Below are 24,596 nucleotides of genomic sequence, written 5' to 3'. Positions count from 1 at the left end.
GAATTACCTTGCCGATAGTGTCAGAATGTGTCACTTCGCCATCCTCGGAAGAGCTACCCGACGAGAAGGCGAAGACCGTTATCCGGTATACTGGAGACGAAACCCAGGCATTGCGAATGGGGTGCGCAATGGCCTTGACCAGGGATGATACCCCTCAGTTGGAGGGCAAATGACCGTATCGATCCTGATCGCGGCAGGTGCCGCGGTGATCGTGATCCTGCTCGCCCTGTGGATCTTCTTCCACAACTACATCAAGTCGCCGCCCGACCAGGTGGCCATCTTCACCGGCCGCGGCGAGATGAAGGTCGTCCGCGGCGGCGCCCGGTTCAAGGTGCCCGGCCTCGAGCGCGTCGACTACATGCCGTTGCGCCCCTTCGAGATCCGGATCGCGCTCAGCAACGCCCGCAGCATCGACGGCGTGCCCGTCGAGCTGCAGGCCGTCGGTCTCGTGCGCATCGGCACCACCGACGAGATGACCCGCACCGCGGCCCAGCGGTTCCTCACCGCCAACATGGGCGAGCTCGAGAACCAGATCAACGAGATCCTGGCGGGCAGCCTCCGCGGCATCGCCGCCACCATGACCGTCGAGCAGCTCAACAGCAACCGCGAGGCCCTCGCCCGCGGCGTGGTCGACGAGGCCGGCGGCGACCTGTCGCGCATCGGCATGGAGGTCGACATCCTCAAGATCGCCGGCATCGAGGACCGCAACGGCTATCTCGAATCGCTCGGCCAGAAGCGCATCGCCGAGGTCAAGCGCGACGCCGACATCGGCAAGGCCGAGGCCGAGCGCGACTCGCTCATCCGCTCCGCCGACGCCCGCCGCGCCGGGGAGATCGCGCAGACCGAGGCCGAGACCGCGATCGCCGAGGCCCAGCAGGGCCGCGACGTGCGCATCGCCCAGCTCCGCGCACAGACCGAGGCGCAGAACGCCGAGGCCGACCAGGCCGGCCCGCTCGCCAAGGCGAAGGCGGAGAAGGCCGTCGGCATCGCACTCGAGGAGGCCGAGGCGGCCCGCGTCGAGGCCCGCACCGAGGTCGAGCGCAAGCGTCGCGCGCAGGCCGAGGCCTCGCTCGACGCCGACGTCATCGCGCCCGCCGAGGCCGCCCGCCAGGCCGCCGTCGCGCGCGCCGAGGGCGAGCGACAGGCGGCGATCCTGGCCGCCGAGGCGACCGCGGAGTCGACCCGCCTCGACGGCGAGTCGAAGGCGCAGGCCCGCAAGTCCGCCGCCGCGGCCCTGGAAGCGGAGCTGCGCGCCGACGCCGCCGGTAAGCAGGCCCAGGCCGAAGCGTTCAACCAGTACAACGCGGAGGCCGTCCGGCTGCTGCTCGCGCCGCAGGTGCTCGCCACCGTCGAGGCGTCGGTCCGCGCGCAGTCCGAGGCGACCGCCGCGATCGACAGCATCAACATCATCGGCGGCGGCGGGAACGACGCCACCGGCGGCCTGCTCGGCCTCTCGGGCCAGTCGGTCGCGGCCGTCGTCGCGGCGCTCAAGTCCCAGGGCATCGACCTGGGCCAGCTGCTCGGCGCCGCCCCGGGCGAGACCGTCGTGGTCGACGAGTAACCGACCGTGAAGCCCGGCGACGCCGAGGCGCTGCGCCTCGCGGTGGGCCTGCTGGAGCAGCGACTCCGGCAGCTGCCCGCCGCGGGGCTGCGCGGATCCGAGCTGTTCGTGCTCGCCACCGTCGAGGCGCTCGGCGTCGACGCCTTCCCGACGGCGATCGGGGACCGGCTCGCGATGAAGCGGTCCAACGTGTCGACGGTCGTCACCGACCTGCGGCGCCGCGGTTTCCTCGAGGGCGACGCCGACGGATCCGACGGCCGGCGGCGGCCCGTCGCCCTGACGGACCGCGGGCGGGAGGTCCTGCACGCCCGCGACGCCGCGCAGGACGCCTGGCTCGTGGAGACCGGGAGCGCACAGCTCACCGCCGACGAGGCCGCCCGCCTCCGCGACGCGGTGCCGCTGCTCCTGCGCCTGGCGGCGGGGCCGGGCCCCGGCGGATGAGAATCATCGCGAGCGCAACCCTGATGGCCGCCACCGGGCGGCGATAACCTCAACCGCGTGAGTGGTCTCTTCTCCTTCCCGAACCCGGTCAACGAGTACGCGGCCCGCGCGACCGCCGGCCTCGTCGTCATCCTCGCGGTGGTGACGATCGTCGCCGGGCAGTGGTGGCTGTACGCCGCGCTGGCGATCGGGTTCGCGCTGCGCGTCGCGGGCGGGCCCCGGTACTCGCCCTTCGGCCGGCTGTCGGTGCACGTCATCGCTCCGAAGCTCGGCCCGGCCAAGCTGGTCCCCGGTCCGCCGAAGCGGTTCGCGCAGACCATCGGCCTCGCGTTCTCGACGGTGGCCCTGGTCCTGTTCCTCACGGGCAACACCGTCGCGGCGCAGATCGTGCTCGGCCTCCTCGTCGTGGCGGCTCTGCTCGAGTCGGCCGCGGGCGTGTGCCTCGGCTGCGTCGTCTTCGGCTGGCTGCAACGCCGCGGCGTCATTCCGGCCTCGGTGTGCGAGGCCTGCGCGGGCGTGAACACCACGCCGCCCACCCTCACCGTGCCGCAGTAGCCCGCACACACCCCGGACGAAAGAACGCCGCCGCGGATCCCTCCGCGGCGGCGTTCGTCTGTCAGGGTGCGTCCCTCCCGGAGGAGGTCAGATCTGGCCGACGATCTCCTCGGCCCACTCGACGGCCTTCTCGTCCACGTCGTCGGTGCCGGAGTTGTCGTGCTCGAAGCGGTCGCCCACCTGCGTGGCGCCCAGCCCCGTGAGGTGCTTGACGATCGTCTTGCCGCCGGCGTTGTAGGTGTCGACGTAGATGGAGTCGCCCAGGCCGAAGACCGCGAAGCGCAGGCCCGTGAGGTCGGGCGCGGCCTCGAGCAGGTCCTCGAAGAACTCGGTGGTGCCGGCGGGCAGTTCGCCCTCGCCGTACGTGGCGCACGAGAAGACGTGGAAGTCCGCGGGATCCAGCGCGTCGATCTCGCCGTCCATCATGTCGTGCAGCTCGACGGAGCCGGCCTTGGCGAACACGGTGTACATGGCGTTCGCTGCGCCCTCGGCGGTGCCGGTCGAGGAACCGTAGAAGATGTGAACAGACATGGGACGATATTCTAGCCAAGGCTCACCTCGTGGTGTGAGCTGCATCCTGTCGGTGTGACGTCCTAGGCTTGCCGCCATGCCTCACGCCCCGCTGTCCGACGGTGCCCGGCTCGCCTACACCGTGCACCCCGCGGCGCCCGGCGCGAGCGGTCCCGGGGTGCTGCTGTTCGCCGGTCAGGCGCTCGCCGGATCGTCGTGGGCGCCGGTCGTCGACGTCTTCCGCGCCGCCGGGCCCGTCATCACCTTCGACCATCGTGGCATCGGCGCCAGCGACGACGTCTTCCCGCGCGGGTGGAGCACCCGGGACTGCGCCGCGGACGCCCTCGCCGTGCTCGACGCGGCCCGCGCGGACGGCGCGATCGGCGACGCCGTCGACGTCTACGGCTTCTCCATGGGCGGCCGCGCCGCGCAGTGGCTCGCCGCCGACCACCCCGGCCGGATCCGGCGTCTCATCCTCGGCGCCACGACGGTCGGCGACGCCCACGGCGTCGCGCGCCCCAGCGAGGTGCTCCGCATCCTCGTCCGCTCGGACCGCCGGGCGCTGCTGGAGCTGTTCTTCACCCCGGACTGGCTCGCCGCGCACCCCGAGGCGGCCGAGGCGATCCTCGCGCAGCCGCGGTCCCTCCCGGCGCAGCGCGCGCACTTCGCCGCGAGCACCGACCACGACGCCGCGGCCGCCCTCCCGTGGATCGAGGCGCCGACCCTCGTCCTGCACGGCGCCGACGACCGCATGTGCCCGGCCGAGAACGCCGAGATCCTCCGCGCCGGCATCGACGGTGCGCGGATGCGGGTGTACCGGGGCGTGCGGCACGGCTACCACCTGCAGGAGCCCGCGGCCACCGTCGACGCCCTGGACTTCCTCACCGCGCCCTGACCCGCCACTGCTACCGTCCACCCATGGCGGACTACGGCAGCTTCCAGGACGGGATCTACGCGGAGGGGCTGCTCGCGAAGCACCGCCACTTCCCCTACACCTTCGGCGATCTCGAAGCGCGGGCGCAGCAGGTGCTCGACCACTCCCTCTTCGACTACGTGCGCGGCGGCGCCGGCGACGAGACCACGCAGGACGCGAACGTCACCGAACTGCGTCGCTACGGCTTCGTCCCGCGGATGCTGCGCGACCGCAGCGTGCGCGACCTGTCGACCACGTTCCTCGGCGCCGAACTCGACGCCCCGGTGATCCTCTGCCCCGTCGGCGTGAACGGCCTGGTCCACGAGAACGGCGACCTCGAGGTCGCCCGGGCCGCCGCCGAACTGAACGTGGCGGCGATGTACTCGACGCTGTCGGAGGCGCCGCTGGAGGAGATCGCGGACGCCCGCGGCGACTCCTTCGCCGCCTTCCAGCTGTACCCGACCAAGGACGATCAGCTCACCGACAGCCTGGTGCGCCGCGCCGACAAGGCCGGTTTCGACGCGCTCACCATCACCCTCGACACCGGCAGCCTGGGCTGGCGCCCGCGGGACCTGGGCAACGGCTACATCCCGTTCCTGCGCGGCCGGTGCCTCGCCAACTACCTCTCGGACCCGCGGTTCATCGAGCTGTGCGGCGTGGAGAACCCGCCGCCCCTGCATGCGGGGATCGTCTGGTCGTCACTGTTCAGCAAGCCGACCTTCTCGTGGGACGACGTGGCCCGCCTCCGCCGGATCACCGACCTGCCGATCATTCTCAAGGGCATCTGCCACGCCGAGGACGCGCGCAAGGCGGCGACTGAGGGCGTCGACGCGATCGCGTGCTCCAACCACGGCGGCCGGCAGGCCAACGGCGGGCTGCCGGCGGTGAGCCATCTCGAGGGCGTCCTCGACGCGGGCCTGCCCGTCACCTTCGACAGCGGCGTCCGCGACGGCGTCGACATCCTGCGCGTCGTGGGCCTCGGCGCGACGCTCGCCGGCATCGGCCGCCCGTACGTCTACGGGCTCACCCTCGGCGGCGCCGCGGGCGTCGAGCACGTGCTCCGCTCGATGCTGGCGGAGGCCGACCTGACGATGGCCGCGGACTGTCTGACCACCCTCGCCGACCTGCACGTCGTCAAGCGGTGACCGGCGTCGGGGCCGGCGTCGACTTCGACTGGTTCGGCTTCGAGGACGCGGTCTGCACGGAGCTGCGCACCGTCGCGCGGGCGCTGGTCTATCAGGCCGACGGCGAGCTGCCCTACGCGTACGCGCTGACCACCTTCTACGCCGAGCAGGGGTCGGTGATCCTGCTGCCGTACCCGGCGCTGGGCACCGTCGAATCCGTTCCGCCGCGGGAGCTGTGGGACCCGCCGGCGTGGCCCCGCCGCGACGGTGAATGGGCGCGGCGCCCGCCGCTGGACGATTGGCAGGACCGGCTGAACGACGCCGTCGAGGGCCTCGACGACGCGGCGTGGACCGCCGCGTACGCGCGCTACGGGTACGCGCTGCTCGGGGCGATGCGACGGGCGAAGGCCGAACTTGTGGCTGAGGACGCCTTCCCCCGGGAGATCGTCTGCCTGCTGGACGACGAGGACGGCGAGCTGCTCGTGAAATCGGCCTCGGAGCAGGAACTTCGGGGTTACTGGGCGGCCCGCGCGGAGTAGCCTCCTTGCAATGACGTTCTCGACGCTGGCGCTGGTCACGGCGCTGGGGCTGCTGGGCCCGCTGCTCGCCGCGAAGCGGTCGTGGCACCTGCCGCTGATCCTGGGGCCGATGCTGGCGGGCGTGGTCTTCGGCGCCACGGGTTTCCGGGTGCTGGACGCCACCGAACCGACGTTCGCGTTCCTCGCCGACATCGGCTTCGCGATCGTCATGTTCGTCGCCGGAACGCACGTCCCGGTGCGCGATCCCGCGGTGCGGTCGGCGCTGGGCTCGGGCGCGATCCGCGCCGCCGCCGTCGGCGTCATCGCCGCGGTCCTCGGCACCGCCCTGGCGGCGGCCTTCGACATCGGGCACGCCGCGTTGTACGCGGTGCTCATGGCCTCGTCGTCGGCGGCCGTCGTGCTGCCGGTCATCAACGACAACCACCTCACCGGCAAGCCGGTGCTGGCACTCACCGCGCAGGTCGCGATCGCCGACACCGTGTGCGTCGTCGCGTTGCCGCTCGTCATCGACCCGCCCACAGCGGGCCGGGCCGCTCTCGGCGCGCTCGCGGTGGGCGGCGCGGCGTTCGTGCTCTACTTGCTCCTGCGCTGGTCGGAGAACAGCGGCCTGCGGGACCGGCTCGAGGCCTTCTCGGAGCAGCGCGAGTTCGCCCTGCAGCTGCGGATCAGCCTCGTGGCGCTGTTCCTGCTCGCGGCGATCGCCACCACCATGCACGTCTCGGTGATGCTGGCCGGCTTCGCTCTGGGCCTGGCCGTCTCCTCGGTGGGGGAGCCCCGGCGGATGGCGGCGCAGCTCTTCGCGCTCGGTGAGGGCTTCCTCGCGCCGCTGTTCTTCGTCTGGCTGGGCGCCCGGGTGAATCTCCGCGACCTGGTCGAGCACCCGTCGTTCATCCTGCTCGGCCTCGCCCTCGGCTTCGGCGCGATCGGCGCGCACGTCGCGATGCGGTTCGCGGGCCTCCCGATCCCGCTCGGCGTGCTCGCGGCCGCGCAGATCGGGGTCCCCGTCGCCGCGGTCACCGTCGGCGAGCAATTGCACTTGTTCGCCGCGGGCGAGGGCGCCGCGCTGATCCTCGGCGCCCTCGTCACGATCGGCGGGGTGTCGCTCGCCGCCGGTCCGGCCGCTAGCTCCGCAGCGACTGCTCCACCCGGGCCAGCGTCTCCCGGAGCGCGTCCGGCGCATCCGTCGTGAAGATCGCGGTCTCGCCGGAGTCCTTGACGACGGCGTCGCGCACCCGCTGATCGTGGTACAGACCCGCGAGCGCGGTGTAGTCGCCGGTGCGGGGATCGTTCTCGCGGGCGGCGAAGACGTTGACGTACTGCGCCAGGTCGGGGCGGCGCGGATCGTCGGTGTAGATCGAGTCCTTGCTCGTCAGGCCCAGTTTCACCGCGAAGGTGTCGTCGACGAAGCCGGCGTCGACGCTGTCGAGCGACGGGCCGATCTGGGTGGGATCCAGCGTGACGAGCGTGACCTTGGACCGTGCCCGGTCGACGTCGGCCAGGGTGGACTGCCAGGTACCGGCGCCGTCGCGGAAGGTCACGAGCCCGGCCGCCTTGAGGCTGAGGAGGGGACGGATCTGGTTGGCGGGGTTGTCCGACAGCGCGATCGTGGCGCCCTGCGGCAGCGCGTCGATCGAGCGGTGCCGCTTCGAGTACAGCTGCAGCGGGTAGATCTGGGTGGCGCCGACGGGGGTGAGCCGGACGCTGTTCTTGACGTTGTACGCGGCGAGGTAGCGCACGTGCTGGAACTGGTTGAGGTCGATGGATTCGTCGGCGAGGGCGGGGTTCGGGGCGTTGTAGTCGGAGAAGGACACGAGCTTCACGGAGTAGCCGTGTTCCTTCGCGACGTCGGTGAACACCTTCCAGTGGGGCTTGCCGACGTCGACCACGCCGAGGGTGATCTCGTTCGAGGGGGCGTCGCTCGTGCAGGCGGTGGTGCCGACCGCGACGAGGGACAACAGGACTGCGAGGAGGGCGGTAGCCGTTCGTTTCACGAGGGCTCACTGTGCAGCACCCCACGCCGCGCGGAAAGGGTTGCGGTCACGGTGATCCCGCGACCTCAGCCGAGCGCGTAGTCCACGACGACCGGTGCGTGGTCGGACAGGCGCTCCTCGGGCGAGGCCTCCTTGTCGACCACGACGGACCGCGCGGTGCGCGCGAGCCGCGGCGTCGCGAGGTGGTGGTCGATGCGCCAGCCCACGTCCTTGGTGAAGGACTCGCCCGCCCAGCTCCACCACGACAGCGGGCCGGGGCGGTCGCCGTGCAGCGCGCGCACCACGTCGACGAGGCGCCGTGGGCCGAGCCGCGCCCCCAGCCACTCGCGCTCCTCGGGGAGGAAGCCCTCCATCTTCTGCGCCGGCCGCCAGTTCGTGACGTCGTGCGGCAGATGCGCCAGATTCAGGTCGCCGAGCAGCAGGAACTCGCGCCCGGCGGCGAGCGCGGCCCGTCGGTTGCGGTCCAGCTCGCGCGCGAAGGCGTCGAGGAAGCGCATCTTCCGGGCGTGTTTGGCGCCGCCGTCGGGCGTGTCCCGCATGTTCCCGGGGCGCTGCAGGTGCGCGGGCAGCCCGCCCTTGGGCAGGTACAGGCAGGCCACCGTCAGGCCGGAGAAGTCCGCCTCGACGTACCGGCCCTCGTGGGCGTACTCCGCCAGGCCGCGGGCGCGGGGCGGCCGGCCCGCCCAGGTCCGCACGGCCGACGGTGCCTCCCGGGACAGGATCGCTACCCCGTTGCGCCCCGGGATCGAACCGCAGTCGATCGCCGCGTGATAGCCGGGGAATCCACCCACCTCGGCGGGCGGGCAGCGCAGCTCCTGCAGCGCCAGCACGTCCAGCCCGCGGCCCGCGAGCCAGGCGTCGAAGCCGCGCCGCCGCGCCGCCCGGATCCCGTTGACGTTGAACGTGCCGATCCGCACCCCGTCGGGCGCGGTCAGGGCGCGGTCGCCGTGCTCGACGGGTCGATGAGGATCTTGGCGTGCACCTCGGGGTCGCCGAGCGCGTCGAACGCGGTCTCCACACCGCCGAGCCCGACGGTGCCCGTGACCAGCGGCTTCACATCGACCTTGCCGTCCGCCATCATGTGCAACGTGTCGTGGAACTCGCCCGGGTCGTAGCCGAAGACGAACCGCAGGTCGATCTCCTTGTTGCCGGCGAGAGCGGGCATGATCCGGTCAGGCTCCATGCAGACGCCGACGACGATCACGCGGGTGCGCAGCGGCGCGGCCTCGATGATCGAGTTGATCATCCCGGGCACGCCGACGCACTCGAAGACCACGGGGCCCGACGGGGTCTCGCCGATCTTGTCCGCGAGGCGGAAGACGTGCCACCAGGGCAGCGGGCCGGGGACCAGGGTGAGCTTGTCCATGGTGCTGACGCCCAGCTTGAACAGGTCGCTCGCCCTGCGGATCTCGTTGCGGGGCTGCTTGTAGGCGTCCCACGGCTGCTGTTCGCGCGGATCGACGACCACGTGGGCGCCCATCTGCTTCGCGAGGGCGCGGCGGCCGGGGGAGAAGTCGCTGGCGATGATCTTCTTGACGCCCGAGGCGCGCAGCATCGAGATGACCGCGAGGCCGATGGGGCCGCAGCCGATCACGATCGCCGTCTGCCCGCGCCCGACCTCGGCGCGCCGCACCGCGTGCCACGCGACGGCCATCGGTTCGGTGAGGGCGGCCTCCTCGTCGGACAGCTTTCCGGGGACGGGCATCGTCATCGACTCCTGGACGAGCACCTGCTCGGCGTACGAGCCGGGGGAGCGCTCGGACAGGCCCACGAGCTGCGGCTCGCTGCCGACCATGAGCGTCGGCAGGGAGACGACGCGCGTGCCCACCGGCCACCGCTTCCGGCAGCCGGGCCCGTACTCGGCCACGGTGCCCACGAACTCGTGCCCCATGACGATGCGCTGGTCGGTGCGCATGCAATCGGGGTAGCCGGCCTTGGCGGCGAGGTCCGCGACGAGGTCGGCATGGTGGCGAGCGTGCAGGTCGGAACCGCAGATCCCGGTGCGGGTCACGTTCAGGAGCACCTGCCCGCGGGCGGGGCTCGGGGCGGGGAGGTCTTCGACGGTCAGGCGACCTTCGGTGCACACGACGGCTTTCATACGTTCGAGAATAATCGCTGCCGCCCGAGAGCCGGGTTCCCGCACCCCGCGGGTGCTATGAACCGCCTCACCTTCCCGATGTGTTGCGATCGCAAGCACGCCTGCTATGTTGCGATCATGCAGATCCTGAAGAAGTCCTTCATCGCGCTCGCGGCGGCCGCGGGCGCCGCCGCCGTCCTGCCCGCCGCCGTGCATGCCGAGGCCAAGCCGCTGGTCTACGTCATCGGCGGTTTCATCGCGCCCGGGAACATGTACGAGCCGCTCAACAGCCACCTCCGCGGCGCGGGCTTCGACGTCGAGCCGCTGTGGCTCACCGGCCTCGACCACCGCGCGGACGCGAACCGCCTCAAGGGGATCGTCGACGGCCGGAAGCGGACGAACCCGAGCCGCGACATCTCGATCCTCACCCACAGCAACAACGCCCTCGTGGACCGCTACTACCTGAAGGTGCTCGGCGGCTCCAAGGACGTCAAGCGCTCCGTCGTGCTCGGCGGCGTCGAGTACGGCTCGCCCACCGGTTGCATGCTGCCCGCGCCCGCCAATCAGTCGTGCAACGGCTCCGCGCTGATCAACCAGCTCAACGCCGGCCTCGACACCCCCGGGCCCACCGAGTACTACTCGATCCGCAGCACCCGCGATCCGCTCTCGGGTGACCTCGACGGCCGCCAGTGCCGGGCGAGCGTCCAGGGCTACCTGCCCGCCGCCGCATCGGTCGACCACGCGTGGCTCGGCTGGGACCCGCGCGTCGTGCCGCTGGTGATCAGCTCGCTCAAGGGGACCTGCCCCGGCCAGTGGGTGACCTCGCCGGAAGGCTCGGTCACGTACGAGAACAGCGTCGACATGAACCGCAAGTAGATTCCATCCCTGGGCACGATGCGGGTGCACCTGGTTCGATGATGGCGTGAGCACATCGGATGACACCCGCATCGTTTCCGCCTCCCGCGACATCGCCGCCCCGGCGGACACGGTCTTCCCTCTGATCGCCGACCCGGCGCGCCAGCCCGAGTGGGACGGCAACGACAACCTCACCGAGGCCGCGCCGGGGCAGCGGGTCCGCGCCGTGGGGGACGTCTTCACGATGACCCTCACCAACGGCCAGGTACGCGAGAACCACATCACGGAGTTCGACGAGGGTCGGCTCATCGCGTGGACGCCCTCGCCCGTCGGCGAGGCCGCCCCCGGTCACCTCTGGCGCTGGGAGCTGGAACCGCTCCCCGACGGCGGCACGCGTGTCACCCACACGTACGACTGGACGCACCTGCACGACGAGCAGCGCCTGCCGCGCGCCCGCGCGACCACCGCGGACCGTCTGGCCGCGTCCATCGACCGGCTCGCCGGCCGCGCCGAAGACCGGTGACCGAACCCGCGCTGCGCCGCACCCTCGGCCTGGGTGACGCCGTCACCGTCGGCCTGAGCGCCATGATCGGAGCCGGCGTCTTCGTCTCCTTCGCGCCGGCCGCGGCGGCCGCGGGTTCCGCGCTGTTCGTGGGTCTCGCGATCGCCGCACTCATCGCCTACTGCAACGCGAGCAGCTCGGCCCGCCTCGCCGCGCGATACCCGCAGTCGGGCGGTACCTACGTCTACGGGCGCGAGCGCCTCGGACCGTTCTGGGGCCATCTCGCCGGGTGGAGCTTCGTCGTCGGCAAGACCGCGTCGTGCGCCGCCATGGCGCTCACCGTCGGCCACTACGCCTGGCCGGATCGGGCGCACGCCGTCGCCGCGGGCGCCGTCGTCGCGCTGACGGCGCTCAACGTCGCCGGGGTGGAGCGCTCCGCCCGCGTCGCCCGCGTGGTGGTCGCCCTCGTCCTCGCCGTGCTCGCCGCCGTCGTGGTCGCTGCGTTCGCCTCCGGGGCCGCGGAGCCGTCCCGGGTGTTCGACGGTGCCGCCGCCGGCCCGTTCGGCGTGCTGCAGGCCGCGGGGCTGCTGTTCTTCGCGTTCGCGGGGTACGCGCGCATCGCCACGCTCGGCGAGGAGGTGCGCGATCCCGCTCGGACGCTGCCCCGGGCGATCTTCCTCGCGCTCGCCGTCGCGCTCGGCGTGTACGCGCTCGTCGGCGTCGCCCTGGTCGCGGTGCTCGGCACCGATGGCCTCGCGGCGTCGGTCGCGCCGGTCGCCGACGCGGCCCGCGCGACCGGTCTCCCGGTGGTGATCGTGACGGTGACGGCCTGCGTCGCGGCCCTCGGTGCGCTCCTCGCGCTGCTGCTCGGGGTCTCCCGCACCACCCTCGCCATGGCCCGCGACGGACATCTCCCGCGCGCCCTCGCCACCGTCCACGAGACCCGTCGGGTGCCGGTGTACGCGGAGCTCGCCGTCGGCGTCGTCGTGACCGTGGTGGCCGCGACCGCGGACCTGGGCGCCGCGATCGGCTTCTCGTCGTTCGCGGTACTCGTCTATTACGCGGTGGCCAATGCCTCGGCGTGGACGCTCGACACCGCGGTCCGCTCGCGGGTCGTCCCCGCCGTGGGCCTGGCCGGGTGCCTCCTGGTCGCGTTGTCGTTGCCGGCCGGCTCGGTGTCCGCGGGCATCGTCGTCCTGGTCGCGGGCGCGCTGGCGTACGCCGTGACGCGCTCTAACAGCCCGTCTGGTACAGCGCCTTGAGCCAGCCCGCGCTCTGGTAGCCCCATCCGAAGACCGTCTCCGCCGTGCCGCGCTGCTCGGGGAAATCCGTCATCTGCATCGTCTTGCCGTAGCAGCGCTCGAGGATGAACCGGGCGCGCTCGAGGTGCGCGGTCGTCGTCACCACGATGATGTCCTCCCAGCCCCGGGCCGTCGCGAGCCGCTGCACTTCCTGCGCCTCGCCGCGCGTGGTCCACGGCTGCGGGAGGAAGCAGGTGACGTCGACGCCCGCGATGGCCCGTGCGCACAACTCCTGCATCCGGGTGTCCTCGGCGCCGACCGAATTGGACAGCACGACCTGCTGCGAGAGACCGCGTTCGGCCAGGTCGAGGCCGTACTCGAACCGGTCGTAGGGATTGCCGCCGAGCACCACGATGGCGTCCGCCGGCGTGAGGTCCCGGTCGATCTTGGGCTGCAGGTACGCGCGGTCGAGCGCGATCCCGACGACGGCGACGAGCACCAGAATCAGGGCGCACGCGATCAGGCGGCGCATCCGCCGCCGTCGGTTCACCGCTGTCCGCACCACAGCAGTATCGCGGTTGCAACACCAGCCCGCACATCGGGGTGGTATCCGGGGTGATCTCCGGCACGCGGGCGGACGGCGCGGACGGTGCCCGCGCCGGCCCGGCGAGGGAGCCGGCGGAGGCCCTCGGGACCGCGCTGGGAGTCGAACCAGGCGGCGTCGGGCGGGGCGAGGACGAGGACCGCGTCGGTCCCACCGGCGACGACGGGGCGCAGCAGGACCTCGGGAACCTGGGTGACGCCGCGTCGGCCCAGCAGTCGCCACGCAGGGTAGGGCAGCCGGGTGCGGAGCAGGTCCTTGACGCGCCCGCGCGGGCTGCGCGCGAAGGCGGGATCGGTCCGCGGCACGCCGAGGTCCTCCGCGGGTGCCGCCGCGATGCCGGGCTTGAGTCGCCAGGAGTACAGCACCGTGTTCACCAGGACCGCGGTGTCGGCGCCGGCCGCCCGGGCGGCGTGCGCGGCGTACCAGGAGCCCGAGCACACGCCGGCGGTGAGCAGCGGGCCGTCGAGCACGCGGGCCGCGGCGAGGGCGTCGTCCACGCCCGTCGGTGGGAACAGCGCGACAGCCTCGCCCGCCGCGACGGGCCCGGATTCGCCGGCGCCCCGGCGGTCGTAGCGCAGCGCCGCGCCGCCGGCGGCGGCGACGTCGCGGGCCAGCTCCACCCAGGCGCGGTTGGGGCCGTGCCGGGTGTCGTTGGCGGTGGCGCAGAGCAGCACCGACCGGCGCGCGGCACCGTCGGCGGGGACGGTCCGGATCGCCGCGGCGCCGCCCACATCCTCGATGCGCTCCTCGACGCCGGCCCACCGCGCGCGGGTGCGGACATCGGGCTCGACGGTGACGGGCTCTACGCCGGGCAGAGCGGCGCCGAGCCACGCGGCGATGTCCTCGACCGCCGTGTCGGGGATCCGCACGAGGTGCGCACCGGGCTCGACGAACTGCGGCATGCCCGCGGCGACGAGCCGGTCGGCATCGTCGGGACCGGTCGGCGCGGCGCCGGGCCGCTCGGCGACCAGCAGGCGCGGGGCCGCGAGGGCGTCGGCCGGCAGGGTGGACAGCGCGGCAGCGGCGTCGGCGTGGACGTCGAGGCCGACCCAGCTGCCGGGGCCCGCGCCGATCGCCATCCGGGCGAGCGCCGTCTGTGCGCGGGCGAACGCACGGCCGCCGACGGGGTCCCACAGCACCGCCGCGGGCGGGGTCAGGCCCGCGGCACCCGCGATCGCCGCGCCCGCGCGCAGCGCCACCACCGCGGGCGCTCCGACGCCGAGGCCCCGGAGGTACGCGTCGGCGTGCCGCACCGAGGCGATCCATCCATCGACCGCGTCGGGCAGGCCCGCCGCGCCGGCGGAATCGCCCGTGCCGAGGTAGTCGAAGCGCAGCACGGCGAGGCCGCCCGCGGCGAGCAGGTTCGCGAGGCGGCGGAGTCCGCGCAGGGTGTCGTACTGCTCCTTGGCGAGCGGCGGCACCAGCAGCACCGCGCCCCGGACGCGGCGGGACGCCGGCACGTGCAGCGCGCCGTACAGCGCCGCATCGGCGGGCCCGAAGTAGGTCCGCACCTCCACGGGCGACTCAGTCGAGGGCATCGATGATCTCCCTCGCCCGGTCCGCGTAGGTGTTCCCGCCGCGGGTGATGGCGGCGTGCCCGGCGGCGGCGATCCGGGCCGCGGCCGACGGGTCGGCGCGCACCCGCGCGACGATGCCGTCGATCTCCGCCGGGTCGTCGTAGAGCAGGGCCTCGCGGCCGTCGGTGAGCAGCTCCGCGTGTTCGACGGTCCGCGGGCCCACGAACAGCCCGCCCGCCGCCGGGACCTCGAAGGTGCGGCAGGTGTGGGTGTCGCGGTTGTCCGAGTTGAGCAGCACCAGGTTCGCGGCGACCGCGCCGATCGCCGCGGAGAGGGCCGTCCCGTACTGCGGGCCGCGCACCGTCGCCCGGCTGCGCAGGACGGCCGGCCTGCGGCGCCACCCCGGCCCGGCGAGGTAGAACTCCGGTCCGAGGCGGGTGGCCAGGCCCGTGACGAGCGCGGCGCGGTCGGGGCGGGCGTTGCCGACGAACCCGGCGGCGTACCGCCGGGCCGAGCGCGGCGCGACCGGGCGGTGCCAGTCGGGGTCGTAGGCGCTGCGCACGAAGACCGCGCGGTGCGCCCCCCGCGCGAGCAGCTCGGGCACGTTGTGCGCCTTGGTGGTGACGATCGCGTCCCACCCGGGTTCCGCCGCGAGGTACTCGGGGGTGGTGTTGGCGGGGTTGGCCACGTCGTCGGCGCTGTAGTGCACGTGCCGGCCCGCCGGCAGGGTCAGCAGCCGTTCCTGGTCGAGGTGCACGGACGTGTAGCAGAAAAGTAGGTCGGCGACGGGCTGCGCCTCCAGCCGCCGGTGGACGGCCTCGACGGTCGCGGGCGCGCGCCGCCCGGTGCGCTTGGCGTACCACCACGCCGGGCTCCCGCGGCGGGGGAGCGTCACCGCGGTGGTGTCCACGACGGTCACGTCGTGGCCGGAGCGACGGAAGCCCTCCGCCAGGGAACGGGCGTTGCTGCCGTACCAGTCGTCGCCGGCGAACAGGATCCTCACGCCGCGTCGCCTCCTACCGGGGCGGGGACCGTCGCCCCCTCCAGGCGCCGGGCCCGCAGGACGGAGAAGATCGCGGCCGCGCTCTGCGCCGCGACGATGCCGAGCACGACGGTCCGCGGGTCGTGGCTGCGCAGCGCCAGCAGGACCGCGACGCCGATCACGGCGGCACCGACGGCGCCGGCCAGCAGCACGCCGCGCGTGTCGCCGAGTACGGGGAGGACCGCCGTCGCGACGAAGGAGGCGACCGCGAGCCCGGGGAGGGCCCAGGCCTGCACCTGGAGGAGGGGAACGGCACCGTCGAACTCCGCGCCGAAGATCAGTGGCACCAGCCAGGGGGCGAGCGCCGTCGCGAGCGCGGCGAGCAGCGCGCCGCCGGTCGCGACCAGGGCGATGCCGCGGCGCGCCGTCGCCCAGAAGGCGCCGGTCTCGCGCCGCGCCAGCCGGGGGAGCAGGCTCACGCCCACGGCGTCCATCAGGGAGCCCGCGGCCTGCACCGGCCGGTCGCTCGCGCTGAACAGGCCCAGTGCGTGCGGTGTGAGCGCCGGCGCGAAGACCGTTGCGGCACCGGGCCCGTACGACGAGGAGAGCAGCCGCGCGGCGAACACCGGGCCGCCGGTGCGCAGCAGCGCGGCGGGCGGCCCCGGCCGCGCGGGGCGCCCGTGGTCCCGGACGGTGCGCGCCCAGGACCAGCCGACCGCCACGAGGTTCCCCGCGAGCAGGGCGCCCATCGCGGCCTCCGGCGTCCGCACCTGCGGCAGCACCACCACGAGCAGTGCGAGGTAGACGACCCGGCCGGCGGTCTGCTGCACCACGACGGCCCCGAAGCGGCCGGTTCCGAGGAGCACCCAGTCGTCGCCGCACGCACTCACCGAGCCCACGACCAGACCCAGTGCGCCCATCTCGACAGCGCGGGGTACCGGCAGGGCCGCGGCCAGCAGGAACAGCGCGGTGAACGCGGCGAGGACCGTGCACCGGAGTCCGGCGTAATCGCCGCGGAGCCGGGCCAGCCCCGGCTTCTCGGCGCGGGCGGCGACGAAGGCGGTGATGCCCAGGTCGGTGCAGAGGGCGCCGAGGACGTAGGTCGACATCGCGATCGCGAGCAGGCCCATCCCCGTGGGCCCGAGCAGCCGCGCGCAGAGCGGGATCGTGATGAGGGTGATCGCGTACTGGCCGTACCGCCCGGCGGAGACGAGCGCCACGTCCCGGAGCACCCCCGCGGAGCCGCGGAGCCGCGTCATCGGACGTCCCGTGCCACCCGCGCCAGCAGGGAGTCCGCGATGGCCGCGGAGGTCTTCAGGTCCAGATCGCGGCCGCGGTCGCGCGCGGCCGCGCTGAGCTGCTCGCGCAGCTCCCAGTCGGCGATCAGCGAATCCAGGGCGACGGCGAGCAGGTCGGGCCGGCGCGGCGGCACCAGAACGCCGTTCTCCCGGTCGACGATGAGCTCCGTCGGCCCGCCGGCGCGGGCGGCCACCACGACCCGGCCCGCGGCCATGGCCTCGGCGACGACCTGCCCGAAGGGCTCGGTGAGTCGCGAGTAGTGCACCACGATGTCGGCGTCCGCGGCCTCGGCCAACGGGTCCGTGACGTGCCCGGTGAAGGTGACCCGCTCGGCGATGCCCAGCCGCCGGGCCAGCTCCTCGAGCTCGGCGAGGTAGGCGTCGTCGCCGTCGAAGTGGGCGCCGCCGACGAACCGCACGTGCGGCTCGGCCTCCATCTGTGCGAGCGCGCGGAGCAGCAGGTCCTGGCCCTTCCACGGCGTGATCCGGCCGATCATCGCGATCTGCACGTTCTTCGGCGCCCGCTGGGGCTCGGGCGCGGGGACCGTGGCCAGGTCGACGCCCGGGTGACACACCGCGGTCGGGCTGCCGCCGGTGGAGATGGTCCGCAGCGTCCCGCGCGAGTTGGCGAGGTACCCGGATGCCGCGACCCGGCCCAGGAGGCGCAGCGGGAAGCGCTTGCGGCCGAAGTACTCCGCGCTCACCCGGTCGTGCACCTGCCACACCAGCGGGATGCCGGTGCGGCGGGAGGCGACGGCGCCGACGAACAGCGACTTCGTCGACTCGGCGACGACGACGTCGGCGTCCTGGGCCAGCAGCATCGGCGCGAGACGCCGGCCCGTGCGGTACAGGCCGATGGCTCCCCGCAGTACGGCCAGCGGACCCGCATCGCGCCGCACCGCCGACGGGCGGCCCGGGACGACGGTGACCGGCACGTCCGCGGCCGCCAGCACCTCGGTCAGCGGGCCGGGCGCGAGCAGCACCACGGAGGCGGGCACGCCCCGGTGGCGCAGTTCCCCGGCGAGGCGGGCGAACGCCAGCTCCGCGCCCGAGGGGGCCGCGGTGTGCCCGAGGAAGACGGGGCGGCGGGCGCTCACGCGGCGACCGCCCGGTAGAGGGCCGCGTGCCGTGCGGCGGCGACGCCCCAGCTGAAGCGCTCGGCGTGCGCGCGGCAGTCCTGCGCCGAGGGGCGCACGCCGTCGAGTCCCGCGGCCAGGCGGTCCGCAAGCGCGTCGGGATCGCCGGCGGAGACCACGAGATCGGCGGCGAGGTCGCGGACGGCGTCGGGCAGGCCGCCGACGTCGGTGACGACGGGGGCGCGGCCGGAGGCGAGGGATTCGAGGGCGACGAGGCCGAAGCCCTCCCAGGCGACGGACGGGACGGCCGTGAGCGTCGCGGCGGCGTACCTGCGCGCGAGGTCGGCGTCGTCGATCGTTCCCACGAAGGTCACAGTATCGGTGATCCCCAGGTCCGAGGCGTGTTGCTGCAGAGCACGGCGCTGCGAGCCGTCGCCCACGACGTCGAGCCGTGCACCCGGGTGCCGGGCGAGTACCGCGGGCCATGCGCGCAGCAGCACGTCGATGCCCATGCGGCGCTCGAGCCGGCGCACGCACAGCACCCGCGGCGGACCGTCGGGCACGGGCGTCGCGGTGAAGCGCGCCAGGTCGACGCCGGGCGGTATGACCGCGATCGCGCCGCGGTCGGCCCCGTACCGCGCGACGAGGACATCAGCGAAGGCCTGGGAGAGCACGACGAAGCGGTCGCTGCCGCGGTACCGCGCGCGTTCGACGAAGGCCTTCACTGCTACCGCGACCCGGCCTTCGCCCGCGGCGGCGCTCTCCTGCGCCCACGGGCCGTGGAAGTGCGTGACCAGCGCGGCCCCGCGCGGCGCGGGCCCGAACAACGCGAAGTGCCGGTCGAGGACCGCGGTGCCCGCCGGTGCGGGGCGCCGGGACGCCCGCACCCGGGCGGCCGTGCTCCCGGCATCGGGCCCCCAGCTGGCGCCGCCGGGTTCGGGGTCGCCGAAGGCTGTGGCGCCGACGTCGAGGTCGGCGCACAGGCGCAGGGCGGCGAAGAGGTCCGCGAAGTAGCGGGGCAGACCGCCGGGCGCGGTGCCCGGCCAGGTGGTCCCGGTCAGGTGGACGGGGACCGCGCTCACAGCTGGGCGTTGACGGATCCGGGCCAGGCGGCGCGGTCCAGCCCGTGCGTGGCCAGCAGCGCCAGGGCGATCCGCTCGATGCCGAAGCCGAGGCAGGCGCTGTGCGCCGGCGCGCCGTCCACGGTGGTGATGTCGAAGTGCATCCCGAAATGATCGCGGTGGTAGTTGCTGGACGCAACGGCGACCCCGGGAGCGTCCTCGCCGTACATCGGCACGAGCAGCTCGGTCTTGAGGTTCTCGGCCGACTGGTTGGCGGCGAGCATGCGGCCGGCGCGGCCGAAGAAGGGGTCGGTCGCGGGCGTCCGCCGCACCGGGAGGCCGAGGTCGGAGAGCAGATCGGCGGCGCGCGCGACCCAGGTGTCACGGTGCGCGACGGCCGCCCGGTCCGAGCCGACGCGGACGATCTCGCGCATGCGGAAGGACTGCATCCGCGCCGGGTCCGCGGAGGGCTCGCGGCGGAAGCAGTGGCCGGAGACGTCGATCCAAGCGCCGTCGCGCGGCAGCTGCCCGCTCAGCACCGGGTACACGGAGTGGCAGGCCGACGGGACGAGCGCGACGTCGCTCGCGTGGAAATGGCCGCCCCAGTCGTGGCCGGCGTTGCGGCCCGCGAGCAGCAGGCGGTGCTCCGCGTCGCCCCCGGTGTAGGTGGAGACCGCGGCGGCGAGCTGCGGGAAGGACGCGATGTAGTCGGTCCGGTCGAGGTACTCGCGAGGCATCACCGGCGGGAAGGTCAGCACCGTGGCGGCGCCGCCGTGCACGTCGCGCACCGTCGCGCCGACGAGGGCCTCGACCGCAGCGGTGAGGTCCGCGAACGCGGCGCCGTGCCCGTACACGCCGTCGACGCCCGACGGGATGAGCAGCCCCGCGTCGAAGAGGGAGGCGCGGAACTCCTGCTGGCGCGCGTGCAGGTCAGTAAAGTCGATCGCACGAGGTGCTGCGGCCTGCGTCATCGGTCTCTTCTCCGTGGCTGGAACCGTTGTCACTGCAACATGTTACCAGGCTAGGGTGTACGGCGGCGGCGTGGGAGTCGTGACTGCAAAGGTTGTCACGGCCGGTTCGCGGCTGGTTCGCGGCGCGGGTGCGACGCAGGTGGGAGGTGCGGTGGACGAGGTGATCCGCTCGATCGTGGCGATGCACGGCCGGTTGACCAGGCCGATTGCGGAGATTGCGGGTGGTGATGATCTGTTTGCGCTGGGCCTCACGTCCCACGCGGCAGTGAACGTCATGCTGGCTGTCGAAGACCGATTCGCGATCGAGTTCCCAGACGCGCATATGAGCAAGAACACGTTCAGTACTTTGGATTCGATCGCGGCGACGGTCCGCGAACTCGCCGGCTGAGCCGCCGATGACCCGCATCGCCGTCGTCCACGAGCGGTGGACCGAACAGGGCGGCTCCGAGAACGTCGCGCGGGCGCTCGCCGACGCCTGGCCCGACGCCCGGCTGCACGTCGCCTTCGCCGATCCGCGGACGGTCCCGCCCGAGCTCCGCGACCGGATCGCCGTCACCGGGCTCGATTCCGTGCACCGCGCCCTCGGCCGCCGCTCCCACGCCCCGCTGATCCCGCTCGCGCCCGCCGCCTGGCGCCGGCATCGCCCGGACCCCGGCGCCGACGCCGTCGTGATCAGCCACCACGCGATGGCGGTCTCGGCTGCGCGCTCCTGGCCCGGCGCCGCCGTCGTCGCCTACGTGCACTCGCCCGCCCGCTGGGCGTGGATGCCGGAGCTGCGTTCGGGGGAGGCGCACGGCGCCGCCGGCCGGTTCGCGCTCGCCGCCCTCGCGGCCCAGACCCGCGCCGTCGAGACGGCCGCGGTGCCGCACCTCGACGTCGTCGTCGCCAACTCGACCGCCGTGGCGGACCGCATCCGGCGGTGGTGGGGCGTCCCGGCACAGGTGGTCGCGCCGCCCGTCGACGTCGCGCGGTTCACGCCCGACGGTGCCACCCCCGGCGGCTACTTCCTCGTCGCCGGACGGCTCGTGCCGTACCGCCGCGTGGACCTCGCGATCCGCGCCGCCCAGCGCGCCGGGGTGCGGCTCGTCGTGGCCGGAGACGGGCGGCACGAGGCGGCGTTGCGCCGCATTGCGGGCACCGAGACGGTGTTCCTCGGCAGGGTCTCGGACGCCGAGATGGTGCGGCTGCAGCGGGACGCCATCGCCACCCTGATGCCGGGCGAGGAGGACTTCGGGATCGTCCCCGTGGAGGCGATGGCGGCGGGTACCCCCGTCGTGGCCCGCGCGGCCGGCGGCGCGCTCGACACGGTCGCCCCCGGCGTCTCCGGCGTTCTCGTGCCCGACGGGCCCGACGCGCCCTTCACGGACGCGCTCGCCGCGGCGCTGCGGGACCTGCGACCGGCGGACTTCGATCCCGCGGCGCTGCGCGCGCACGCCGAAGCCTTCTCCGTCGCGGCGTTCCAGTCCCGGATGCGCGCGGTCGTCGCCGAGGCGGTGCGGTGAACCGGGTGGGGATCGACATCGCGGAGGTGGCCCGCATCGAGGAGTCGATCGCGCGATTCGGAGCGCGGTTCACCGCGCGCGTCTTCACGCCGGGCGAGCTCGACGACTGCGGCGGTGACCCGCGGCGCCTCGCTGCGCGGTGGGCGGCGAAGGAGGCGGCGATCAAGGCGTTGCGCCTCGGGCCAAACGTTCCGACCCCGCCGCGCGAGGTCGAGGTGGTCGGCACGCCGCACGGGCCCGAGCTGCGGCTGCACGGTGGCCTCGCGGCACGCGCCCGCGGGCAGGGCTGGATCCGCGCCGAACTCTCCCTCACGCACACGGACACGTCGGCCGCGGCGGTGGTGCTCGCCGAGCTGGCCGAACCGGCCGGCGCCTAGCGTCCGCCCCGGCCGAAGAGCACGGTGCCGACGGAGATCAGCAGGATCTTCACGTCGAGCCACAGGCTCCAGTTCTCGATGTAGTAGTTGTCGTACGAGGCGCGGTCCCGGATGTCGGTGTCGCCGCGCAGCCCGTGGATCGCGGCCCAGCCGGTCAGGCCCACCATCACCCGGTGCCGGGACTGGTAGGCGGGGATCTCCGCGCCGAAGCGGTTCGCGAAGTGGGGTCGCTCGGGTCGTGGGCCCACCACCGACATGTCGCCGCGCACCACGTTCCACAGCTGCGGCAGCTCGTCGATCGAGTGGCGCCGCAGGAAGCGGCCGAGTCGCGTGATCCGGAGCCGTTCGTCGGTCCAGTCGCGGTCCGACTCCTCGTCGGGCACCGGCCGCATGGTGCGGAACTTGTACAGCGAGAACAGGCGGCCGTCCTGGCCGACGCGGGTCTGCTGGAAGAGGATCGGTGCGTTCGGCTCCTGGACCTTGATCGCCAGCGCCACGAGGAGGAGCAGCGGGGACAGCAGCACCAGGCCGAGGAGCGAGGTCACGAACGAGGTGACGCGCTTGACCCGCCAGTGGCTCGAGCGCAGCGCGAGGCGGCGCACCAGCACCAGCGGGGTGGTGTGGATCCGGTCCATGTCGCGGTCCTGGTGCACGAACTCGTAGAGCCGTGGGACCACGTAGATCTCGCAGTCGAGGGTGTCGCACTCGCGCAGCGGCTCGACCAGCGTGGCGTCGCGGTCGCGGGAGAACGCCACGATGACGGTGTCGATCTCCCGTTCGCGAACAAGGCCCGCCAGGTCGCGGCGCCGGGGGATGACCTCCACCGGGAAGACCGTCACGTCGAGGGGGTCGTCGTCCATCACCAGCACCGGGCGCAGCCCGTACTCCGGGAACATGAACATCGAGTGGACCAGCTCACCCGCGACCTTGCCGCCGCCGATGACGAGGGTCCGCCCGCCGCGGTCCGGATGTCGCGCGCGATGCCGCCGGACCGCGCCGTAGTACACCACCCGCACGGCGAAGAGCAGCACCCAGCACAGTGCGGCCCCGATCAGCTGGGAATGGTCGTCCTGCCAGACGGTGACGACGCCGAGCGGTGCGAGCATCCACCCCGCGATCGCCAGCTGCGGTGCCGAGTCGAGGGCGCTCAGCGTGATCCTGGTGCGGTACAGCCCGAACAGGTAGAACACGCTCACGGTGAACGCGGCGCCGACGAAACCCTCGATCGCGTGCGAGACGTGGGACGAGGTCGAGGCGTTCGTGGCCGCGAGAAACGTGTAGACCACAAGGAAGTCGAGGAAAGCGAGTGCCCACGAATGGCGTCGCATGCGGCGGCCGCTACCGGCCGGCGCACTGTTCGTGGTCACTGTGCTCCTGACTTTCCGATGTTGCTCCGTCGCTCGAATATAGGACACCTGAGTGGCGCGGTGACAACCAGTGCAGTCCGGAGCTCTCCCGCGCGTAGGGTGAGCGGCGTGCAGCCCCTCCCGTCCCAGGTCGCGATGCTGCAGCTCGCCGCACAGCACCCGGGCTCGCGTGCTCTGGTCATCGACGCGGCGTGGCGCACCGAGCTCCCGGTCGACGTCGACGCGCTCGCGCGGGCGGCGACGGCCGCGCTCGCCGAGACGGAGGCCGCGGCGATCGGCGTGGACCTCGACGCCGGCTCTCGGTTCGTCGCCGCTGCGCGGGCGCCCGTCGGAGTCGAGCGCTTCGCGTCGGAGGAGGCGTACCGGGCGTGGCGTGCGGCGGGGTCCCTGCCCCTCGACGGCGGGCCGCTGGTGCGCGCGACCGTCGCGCGGGTCGGGGGCGCCCACGTCGTGCGCCTCCTCGCCCATCACGCCGTCCTCGACGGCTACGCCGTCACCCGCGTGTTCCGCCGGATCGTCGCGCGCCTGCGCGCCGAGGCCGACGGCGCGCCGCTCCCGCCCGAGCGTCTCGGTGACCTCGCCGCGCTCGCCGCCGCGGCCGCGCCGCTGTGCGTGCCCGACGGTGCCTTCTGGTCCGCCGCGACGGATGGTGTGGGCGACGCCGGCCACGAGATCGCCTTCGTCGATCGCGTCGCACCCCCGTGGGGCGAGCCCCGGCAGTACCGCGCGCGCGTCGCCGCTGCGGGGGTCGTCGATCGCCGGGAGTGGCCGGCCCAGGCGGTCGGCACCGTGGCGGCGTACACCGCCCGGTTCCTCGGCACGGCCGACGCGCACGTCGGCGTGACCGGTGCGCTGCGGCGGAGCGTCCTCGAGCGGGCGACGCCCGTGCAGTGGATGGCCGTCATTCCCACCCGCGTCGACGTGCCGCCCGGCGCGACTCCCGCCGCGCTCGGCGCCGACGTGCAGCGCTGGCTCGCCGCGGCGTCGGCGCGCATCGCGGCGGGGGAGCGGCCCGAGGGACTCCTCACGACGGTCCCCGCCGCCTGGCGCACCGGACGCCTGTACGGGCCCATCGTCAACGTCCTGCCGGACGTGCGGACCGAGGGCTGGTCGCTCGACGTCGCGGCCTGGGGGCCGGTCGGTGACTGCCTGATCTCGGTCTACCCCGAGCCGGGTGACGAGCTGGTCGTCGACGGCGTCTTCCACCCGGAGCTCTACGACGCGGCGCAGGCCGCGGCGCACGTGGACGCGATCGCGGCGCTGCTGGGCGCGACGCTCACCGCGCCGCACGCACCGCTGCCGGCCGTAGCCGCCCGGCCGGCCGATCCGGACCGGATCCCGGTGCCGGGCGGGTGGGCGGTACCCGCGCGGATGCGTGCGGCGCTGGCCGGCGCCGGCTTCCCCGCGGACGTGGTCGAACTGCGGACGGAGCCGCCGGTCACCGTCGTGCTGCACGGCGTGGATCCCGAACGCCTGCCGGACGCGCGGGCGGTGCTGCCGCCGGGCGTGCGCGTCCGGCGCGGGTGATGATT

Annotated in this window: 26 protein-coding genes; 14 read left to right on the top strand and 12 right to left on the bottom strand. The window is 73.8% G+C overall.

What is annotated here, in order from left to right; translation table 11 throughout:
* Window positions 1-169: 169 nt before the first annotated feature.
* The 3 genes from BLW32_RS13645 to BLW32_RS13635 are packed head-to-tail and all read left to right on the top strand — an operon-like array spanning window position 170 to window position 2,557.
* Window positions 170-1,561, top strand: a complete 1,392-nt coding sequence (locus BLW32_RS13645; RefSeq protein WP_068741828.1) for a flotillin family protein — start codon at window positions 170-172, stop codon at window positions 1,559-1,561.
* A 6-nt stretch (window positions 1,562-1,567) separates the two neighbouring features.
* On the top strand, window positions 1,568-2,002 hold the full coding sequence (locus BLW32_RS13640) for a MarR family winged helix-turn-helix transcriptional regulator (protein ID WP_068741829.1): 435 nt from the start codon (window positions 1,568-1,570) through the stop codon (window positions 2,000-2,002).
* Between the two features lie 57 nt (window positions 2,003-2,059).
* Window positions 2,060-2,557, top strand: a complete 498-nt coding sequence (locus BLW32_RS13635) for a DUF4395 domain-containing protein (protein WP_068741830.1) — start codon at window positions 2,060-2,062, stop codon at window positions 2,555-2,557.
* 87 nt (window positions 2,558-2,644) lie between these two features.
* Here BLW32_RS13635 and BLW32_RS13630 read toward each other — a convergent pair whose 3' ends face one another.
* Window positions 2,645-3,088, bottom strand: coding sequence for a flavodoxin domain-containing protein (locus BLW32_RS13630; RefSeq protein ID WP_068741831.1), 444 nt, complete (start codon window positions 3,086-3,088; stop codon window positions 2,645-2,647).
* Between the two features lie 76 nt (window positions 3,089-3,164).
* On the opposite strand from BLW32_RS13630, the gene BLW32_RS13625 reads away from it, so the two are divergent.
* Genes BLW32_RS13625 through BLW32_RS13610 form a run of 4 tightly spaced genes read left to right on the top strand, consistent with a single transcriptional unit; the run spans window position 3,165 to window position 6,832 of the window.
* A complete protein-coding gene (locus BLW32_RS13625; protein WP_068741832.1) occupies window positions 3,165-3,962 on the top strand; it encodes an alpha/beta fold hydrolase in 798 nt (265 codons plus the stop codon).
* Between the two features lie 23 nt (window positions 3,963-3,985).
* Entirely contained in the window at window positions 3,986-5,125 is a 1,140-nt protein-coding gene (locus tag BLW32_RS13620; protein WP_068741833.1) for an alpha-hydroxy-acid oxidizing protein, read from the top strand.
* Window positions 5,122-5,643, top strand: coding sequence for a hypothetical protein (locus tag BLW32_RS13615; protein ID WP_068741834.1), 522 nt, complete (start codon window positions 5,122-5,124; stop codon window positions 5,641-5,643). The genes BLW32_RS13620 and BLW32_RS13615 overlap by 4 nt, the downstream gene beginning before the upstream one ends.
* Window positions 5,644-5,653: 10 nt before the next feature.
* Window positions 5,654-6,832, top strand: a complete 1,179-nt coding sequence (locus BLW32_RS13610; protein WP_068741835.1) for a cation:proton antiporter — start codon at window positions 5,654-5,656, stop codon at window positions 6,830-6,832.
* Here the strand turns inward: BLW32_RS13610 and BLW32_RS13605 are convergent.
* From BLW32_RS13605 to BLW32_RS13595, 3 genes are all read right to left on the bottom strand, one after another.
* Window positions 6,765-7,634, bottom strand: a complete 870-nt coding sequence (locus tag BLW32_RS13605) for a MetQ/NlpA family ABC transporter substrate-binding protein (protein WP_068741836.1) — start codon at window positions 7,632-7,634, stop codon at window positions 6,765-6,767. The two genes, BLW32_RS13610 and BLW32_RS13605, sit on opposite strands and share 68 nt — an antisense overlap.
* Before the next feature lie 65 nt (window positions 7,635-7,699).
* On the bottom strand, window positions 7,700-8,551 hold the full coding sequence (locus tag BLW32_RS13600) for an exodeoxyribonuclease III (RefSeq protein WP_068741837.1): 852 nt from the start codon (window positions 8,549-8,551) through the stop codon (window positions 7,700-7,702).
* Window positions 8,552-8,565: 14 nt separating this feature from the next.
* Window positions 8,566-9,732 carry a zinc-binding dehydrogenase gene (locus BLW32_RS13595; protein WP_068741838.1) on the bottom strand — a complete coding sequence of 389 codons (1,167 nt, stop codon included), beginning with the start codon at window positions 9,730-9,732 and terminating at the stop codon, window positions 8,566-8,568.
* A gap of 117 nt (window positions 9,733-9,849) precedes the next feature.
* On the opposite strand from BLW32_RS13595, the gene BLW32_RS13590 reads away from it, so the two are divergent.
* The 3 genes from BLW32_RS13590 to BLW32_RS13580 are packed head-to-tail and all read left to right on the top strand — an operon-like array spanning window position 9,850 to window position 12,330.
* Window positions 9,850-10,587: a lipase family protein gene (locus tag BLW32_RS13590; protein WP_102101978.1), complete on the top strand. Its 738-nt coding sequence runs from the start codon at window positions 9,850-9,852 to the stop codon at window positions 10,585-10,587.
* Between the two features lie 46 nt (window positions 10,588-10,633).
* Entirely contained in the window at window positions 10,634-11,089 is a 456-nt protein-coding gene (locus BLW32_RS13585; protein ID WP_068525744.1) for an SRPBCC family protein, read from the top strand.
* On the top strand, window positions 11,086-12,330 hold the full coding sequence (locus BLW32_RS13580) for an APC family permease (protein ID WP_068741840.1): 1,245 nt from the start codon (window positions 11,086-11,088) through the stop codon (window positions 12,328-12,330). The genes BLW32_RS13585 and BLW32_RS13580 overlap by 4 nt, the downstream gene beginning before the upstream one ends.
* Here the strand turns inward: BLW32_RS13580 and BLW32_RS13575 are convergent.
* From BLW32_RS13575 to BLW32_RS13545, 7 genes are read right to left on the bottom strand one after another with little or no spacing between them, the layout of a single operon-like run.
* Window positions 12,302-12,871, bottom strand: a complete 570-nt coding sequence (locus tag BLW32_RS13575) for a YdcF family protein (protein WP_068525929.1) — start codon at window positions 12,869-12,871, stop codon at window positions 12,302-12,304. The two genes, BLW32_RS13580 and BLW32_RS13575, sit on opposite strands and share 29 nt — an antisense overlap.
* The gene (locus BLW32_RS13570; RefSeq protein ID WP_139286148.1) at window positions 12,856-14,451 is read right to left on the bottom strand and encodes an alpha/beta hydrolase family protein; all 1,596 of its coding nucleotides are present in this window, start codon (window positions 14,449-14,451) and stop codon (window positions 12,856-12,858) included. Before BLW32_RS13570 ends, BLW32_RS13575 begins: the two co-directional genes overlap by 16 nt.
* Complete coding sequence (locus BLW32_RS13565; RefSeq protein ID WP_068741842.1) at window positions 14,438-15,433, bottom strand: CgeB family protein; 996 nt, start codon at window positions 15,431-15,433, stop codon at window positions 14,438-14,440. Before BLW32_RS13565 ends, BLW32_RS13570 begins: the two co-directional genes overlap by 14 nt.
* On the bottom strand, window positions 15,430-16,671 hold the full coding sequence (locus tag BLW32_RS13560) for a lipopolysaccharide biosynthesis protein (protein ID WP_068741843.1): 1,242 nt from the start codon (window positions 16,669-16,671) through the stop codon (window positions 15,430-15,432). Before BLW32_RS13560 ends, BLW32_RS13565 begins: the two co-directional genes overlap by 4 nt.
* The gene (locus BLW32_RS13555) at window positions 16,668-17,807 is read right to left on the bottom strand and encodes a glycosyltransferase (protein ID WP_068741844.1); all 1,140 of its coding nucleotides are present in this window, start codon (window positions 17,805-17,807) and stop codon (window positions 16,668-16,670) included. The genes BLW32_RS13560 and BLW32_RS13555 overlap by 4 nt, the downstream gene beginning before the upstream one ends.
* Window positions 17,804-18,847 carry a glycosyltransferase family 4 protein gene (locus tag BLW32_RS13550; protein ID WP_068525928.1) on the bottom strand — a complete coding sequence of 348 codons (1,044 nt, stop codon included), beginning with the start codon at window positions 18,845-18,847 and terminating at the stop codon, window positions 17,804-17,806. Before BLW32_RS13550 ends, BLW32_RS13555 begins: the two co-directional genes overlap by 4 nt.
* A 17-nt stretch (window positions 18,848-18,864) precedes the next feature.
* Entirely contained in the window at window positions 18,865-19,818 is a 954-nt protein-coding gene (locus BLW32_RS13545) for an amino acid--[acyl-carrier-protein] ligase (protein ID WP_068525738.1), read from the bottom strand.
* Window positions 19,819-19,969: 151 nt separating this feature from the next.
* On the opposite strand from BLW32_RS13545, the gene BLW32_RS28170 reads away from it, so the two are divergent.
* The 3 genes from BLW32_RS28170 to BLW32_RS13530 are packed head-to-tail and all read left to right on the top strand — an operon-like array spanning window position 19,970 to window position 21,697.
* Window positions 19,970-20,206, top strand: a complete 237-nt coding sequence (locus BLW32_RS28170) for an acyl carrier protein (RefSeq protein ID WP_074851010.1) — start codon at window positions 19,970-19,972, stop codon at window positions 20,204-20,206.
* Between the two features lie 7 nt (window positions 20,207-20,213).
* On the top strand, window positions 20,214-21,320 hold the full coding sequence (locus BLW32_RS13535; protein ID WP_068741845.1) for a glycosyltransferase: 1,107 nt from the start codon (window positions 20,214-20,216) through the stop codon (window positions 21,318-21,320).
* Window positions 21,317-21,697, top strand: a complete 381-nt coding sequence (locus tag BLW32_RS13530; protein WP_068741846.1) for a holo-ACP synthase — start codon at window positions 21,317-21,319, stop codon at window positions 21,695-21,697. Before BLW32_RS13535 ends, BLW32_RS13530 begins: the two co-directional genes overlap by 4 nt.
* Here BLW32_RS13530 and BLW32_RS13525 read toward each other — a convergent pair.
* Entirely contained in the window at window positions 21,694-23,025 is a 1,332-nt protein-coding gene (locus BLW32_RS13525; protein ID WP_068525735.1) for an exopolysaccharide biosynthesis polyprenyl glycosylphosphotransferase, read from the bottom strand. The genes BLW32_RS13530 and BLW32_RS13525 overlap by 4 nt on opposite strands.
* A gap of 147 nt (window positions 23,026-23,172) precedes the next feature.
* On the opposite strand from BLW32_RS13525, the gene BLW32_RS13520 reads away from it, so the two are divergent.
* Entirely contained in the window at window positions 23,173-24,591 is a 1,419-nt protein-coding gene (locus BLW32_RS13520; protein WP_139286146.1) for a non-ribosomal peptide synthetase domain-containing protein, read from the top strand.
* Window positions 24,592-24,596 lie beyond the last annotated feature (5 nt).

Source organism: Tsukamurella tyrosinosolvens (assembly GCF_900104775.1).
Lineage (GTDB): Bacteria > Actinomycetota > Actinomycetes > Mycobacteriales > Mycobacteriaceae > Tsukamurella > Tsukamurella tyrosinosolvens.
The sequence above is the reverse complement of the archived record's forward strand: the minus strand, read 5'-3'. Positions and strand labels throughout refer to the sequence as shown.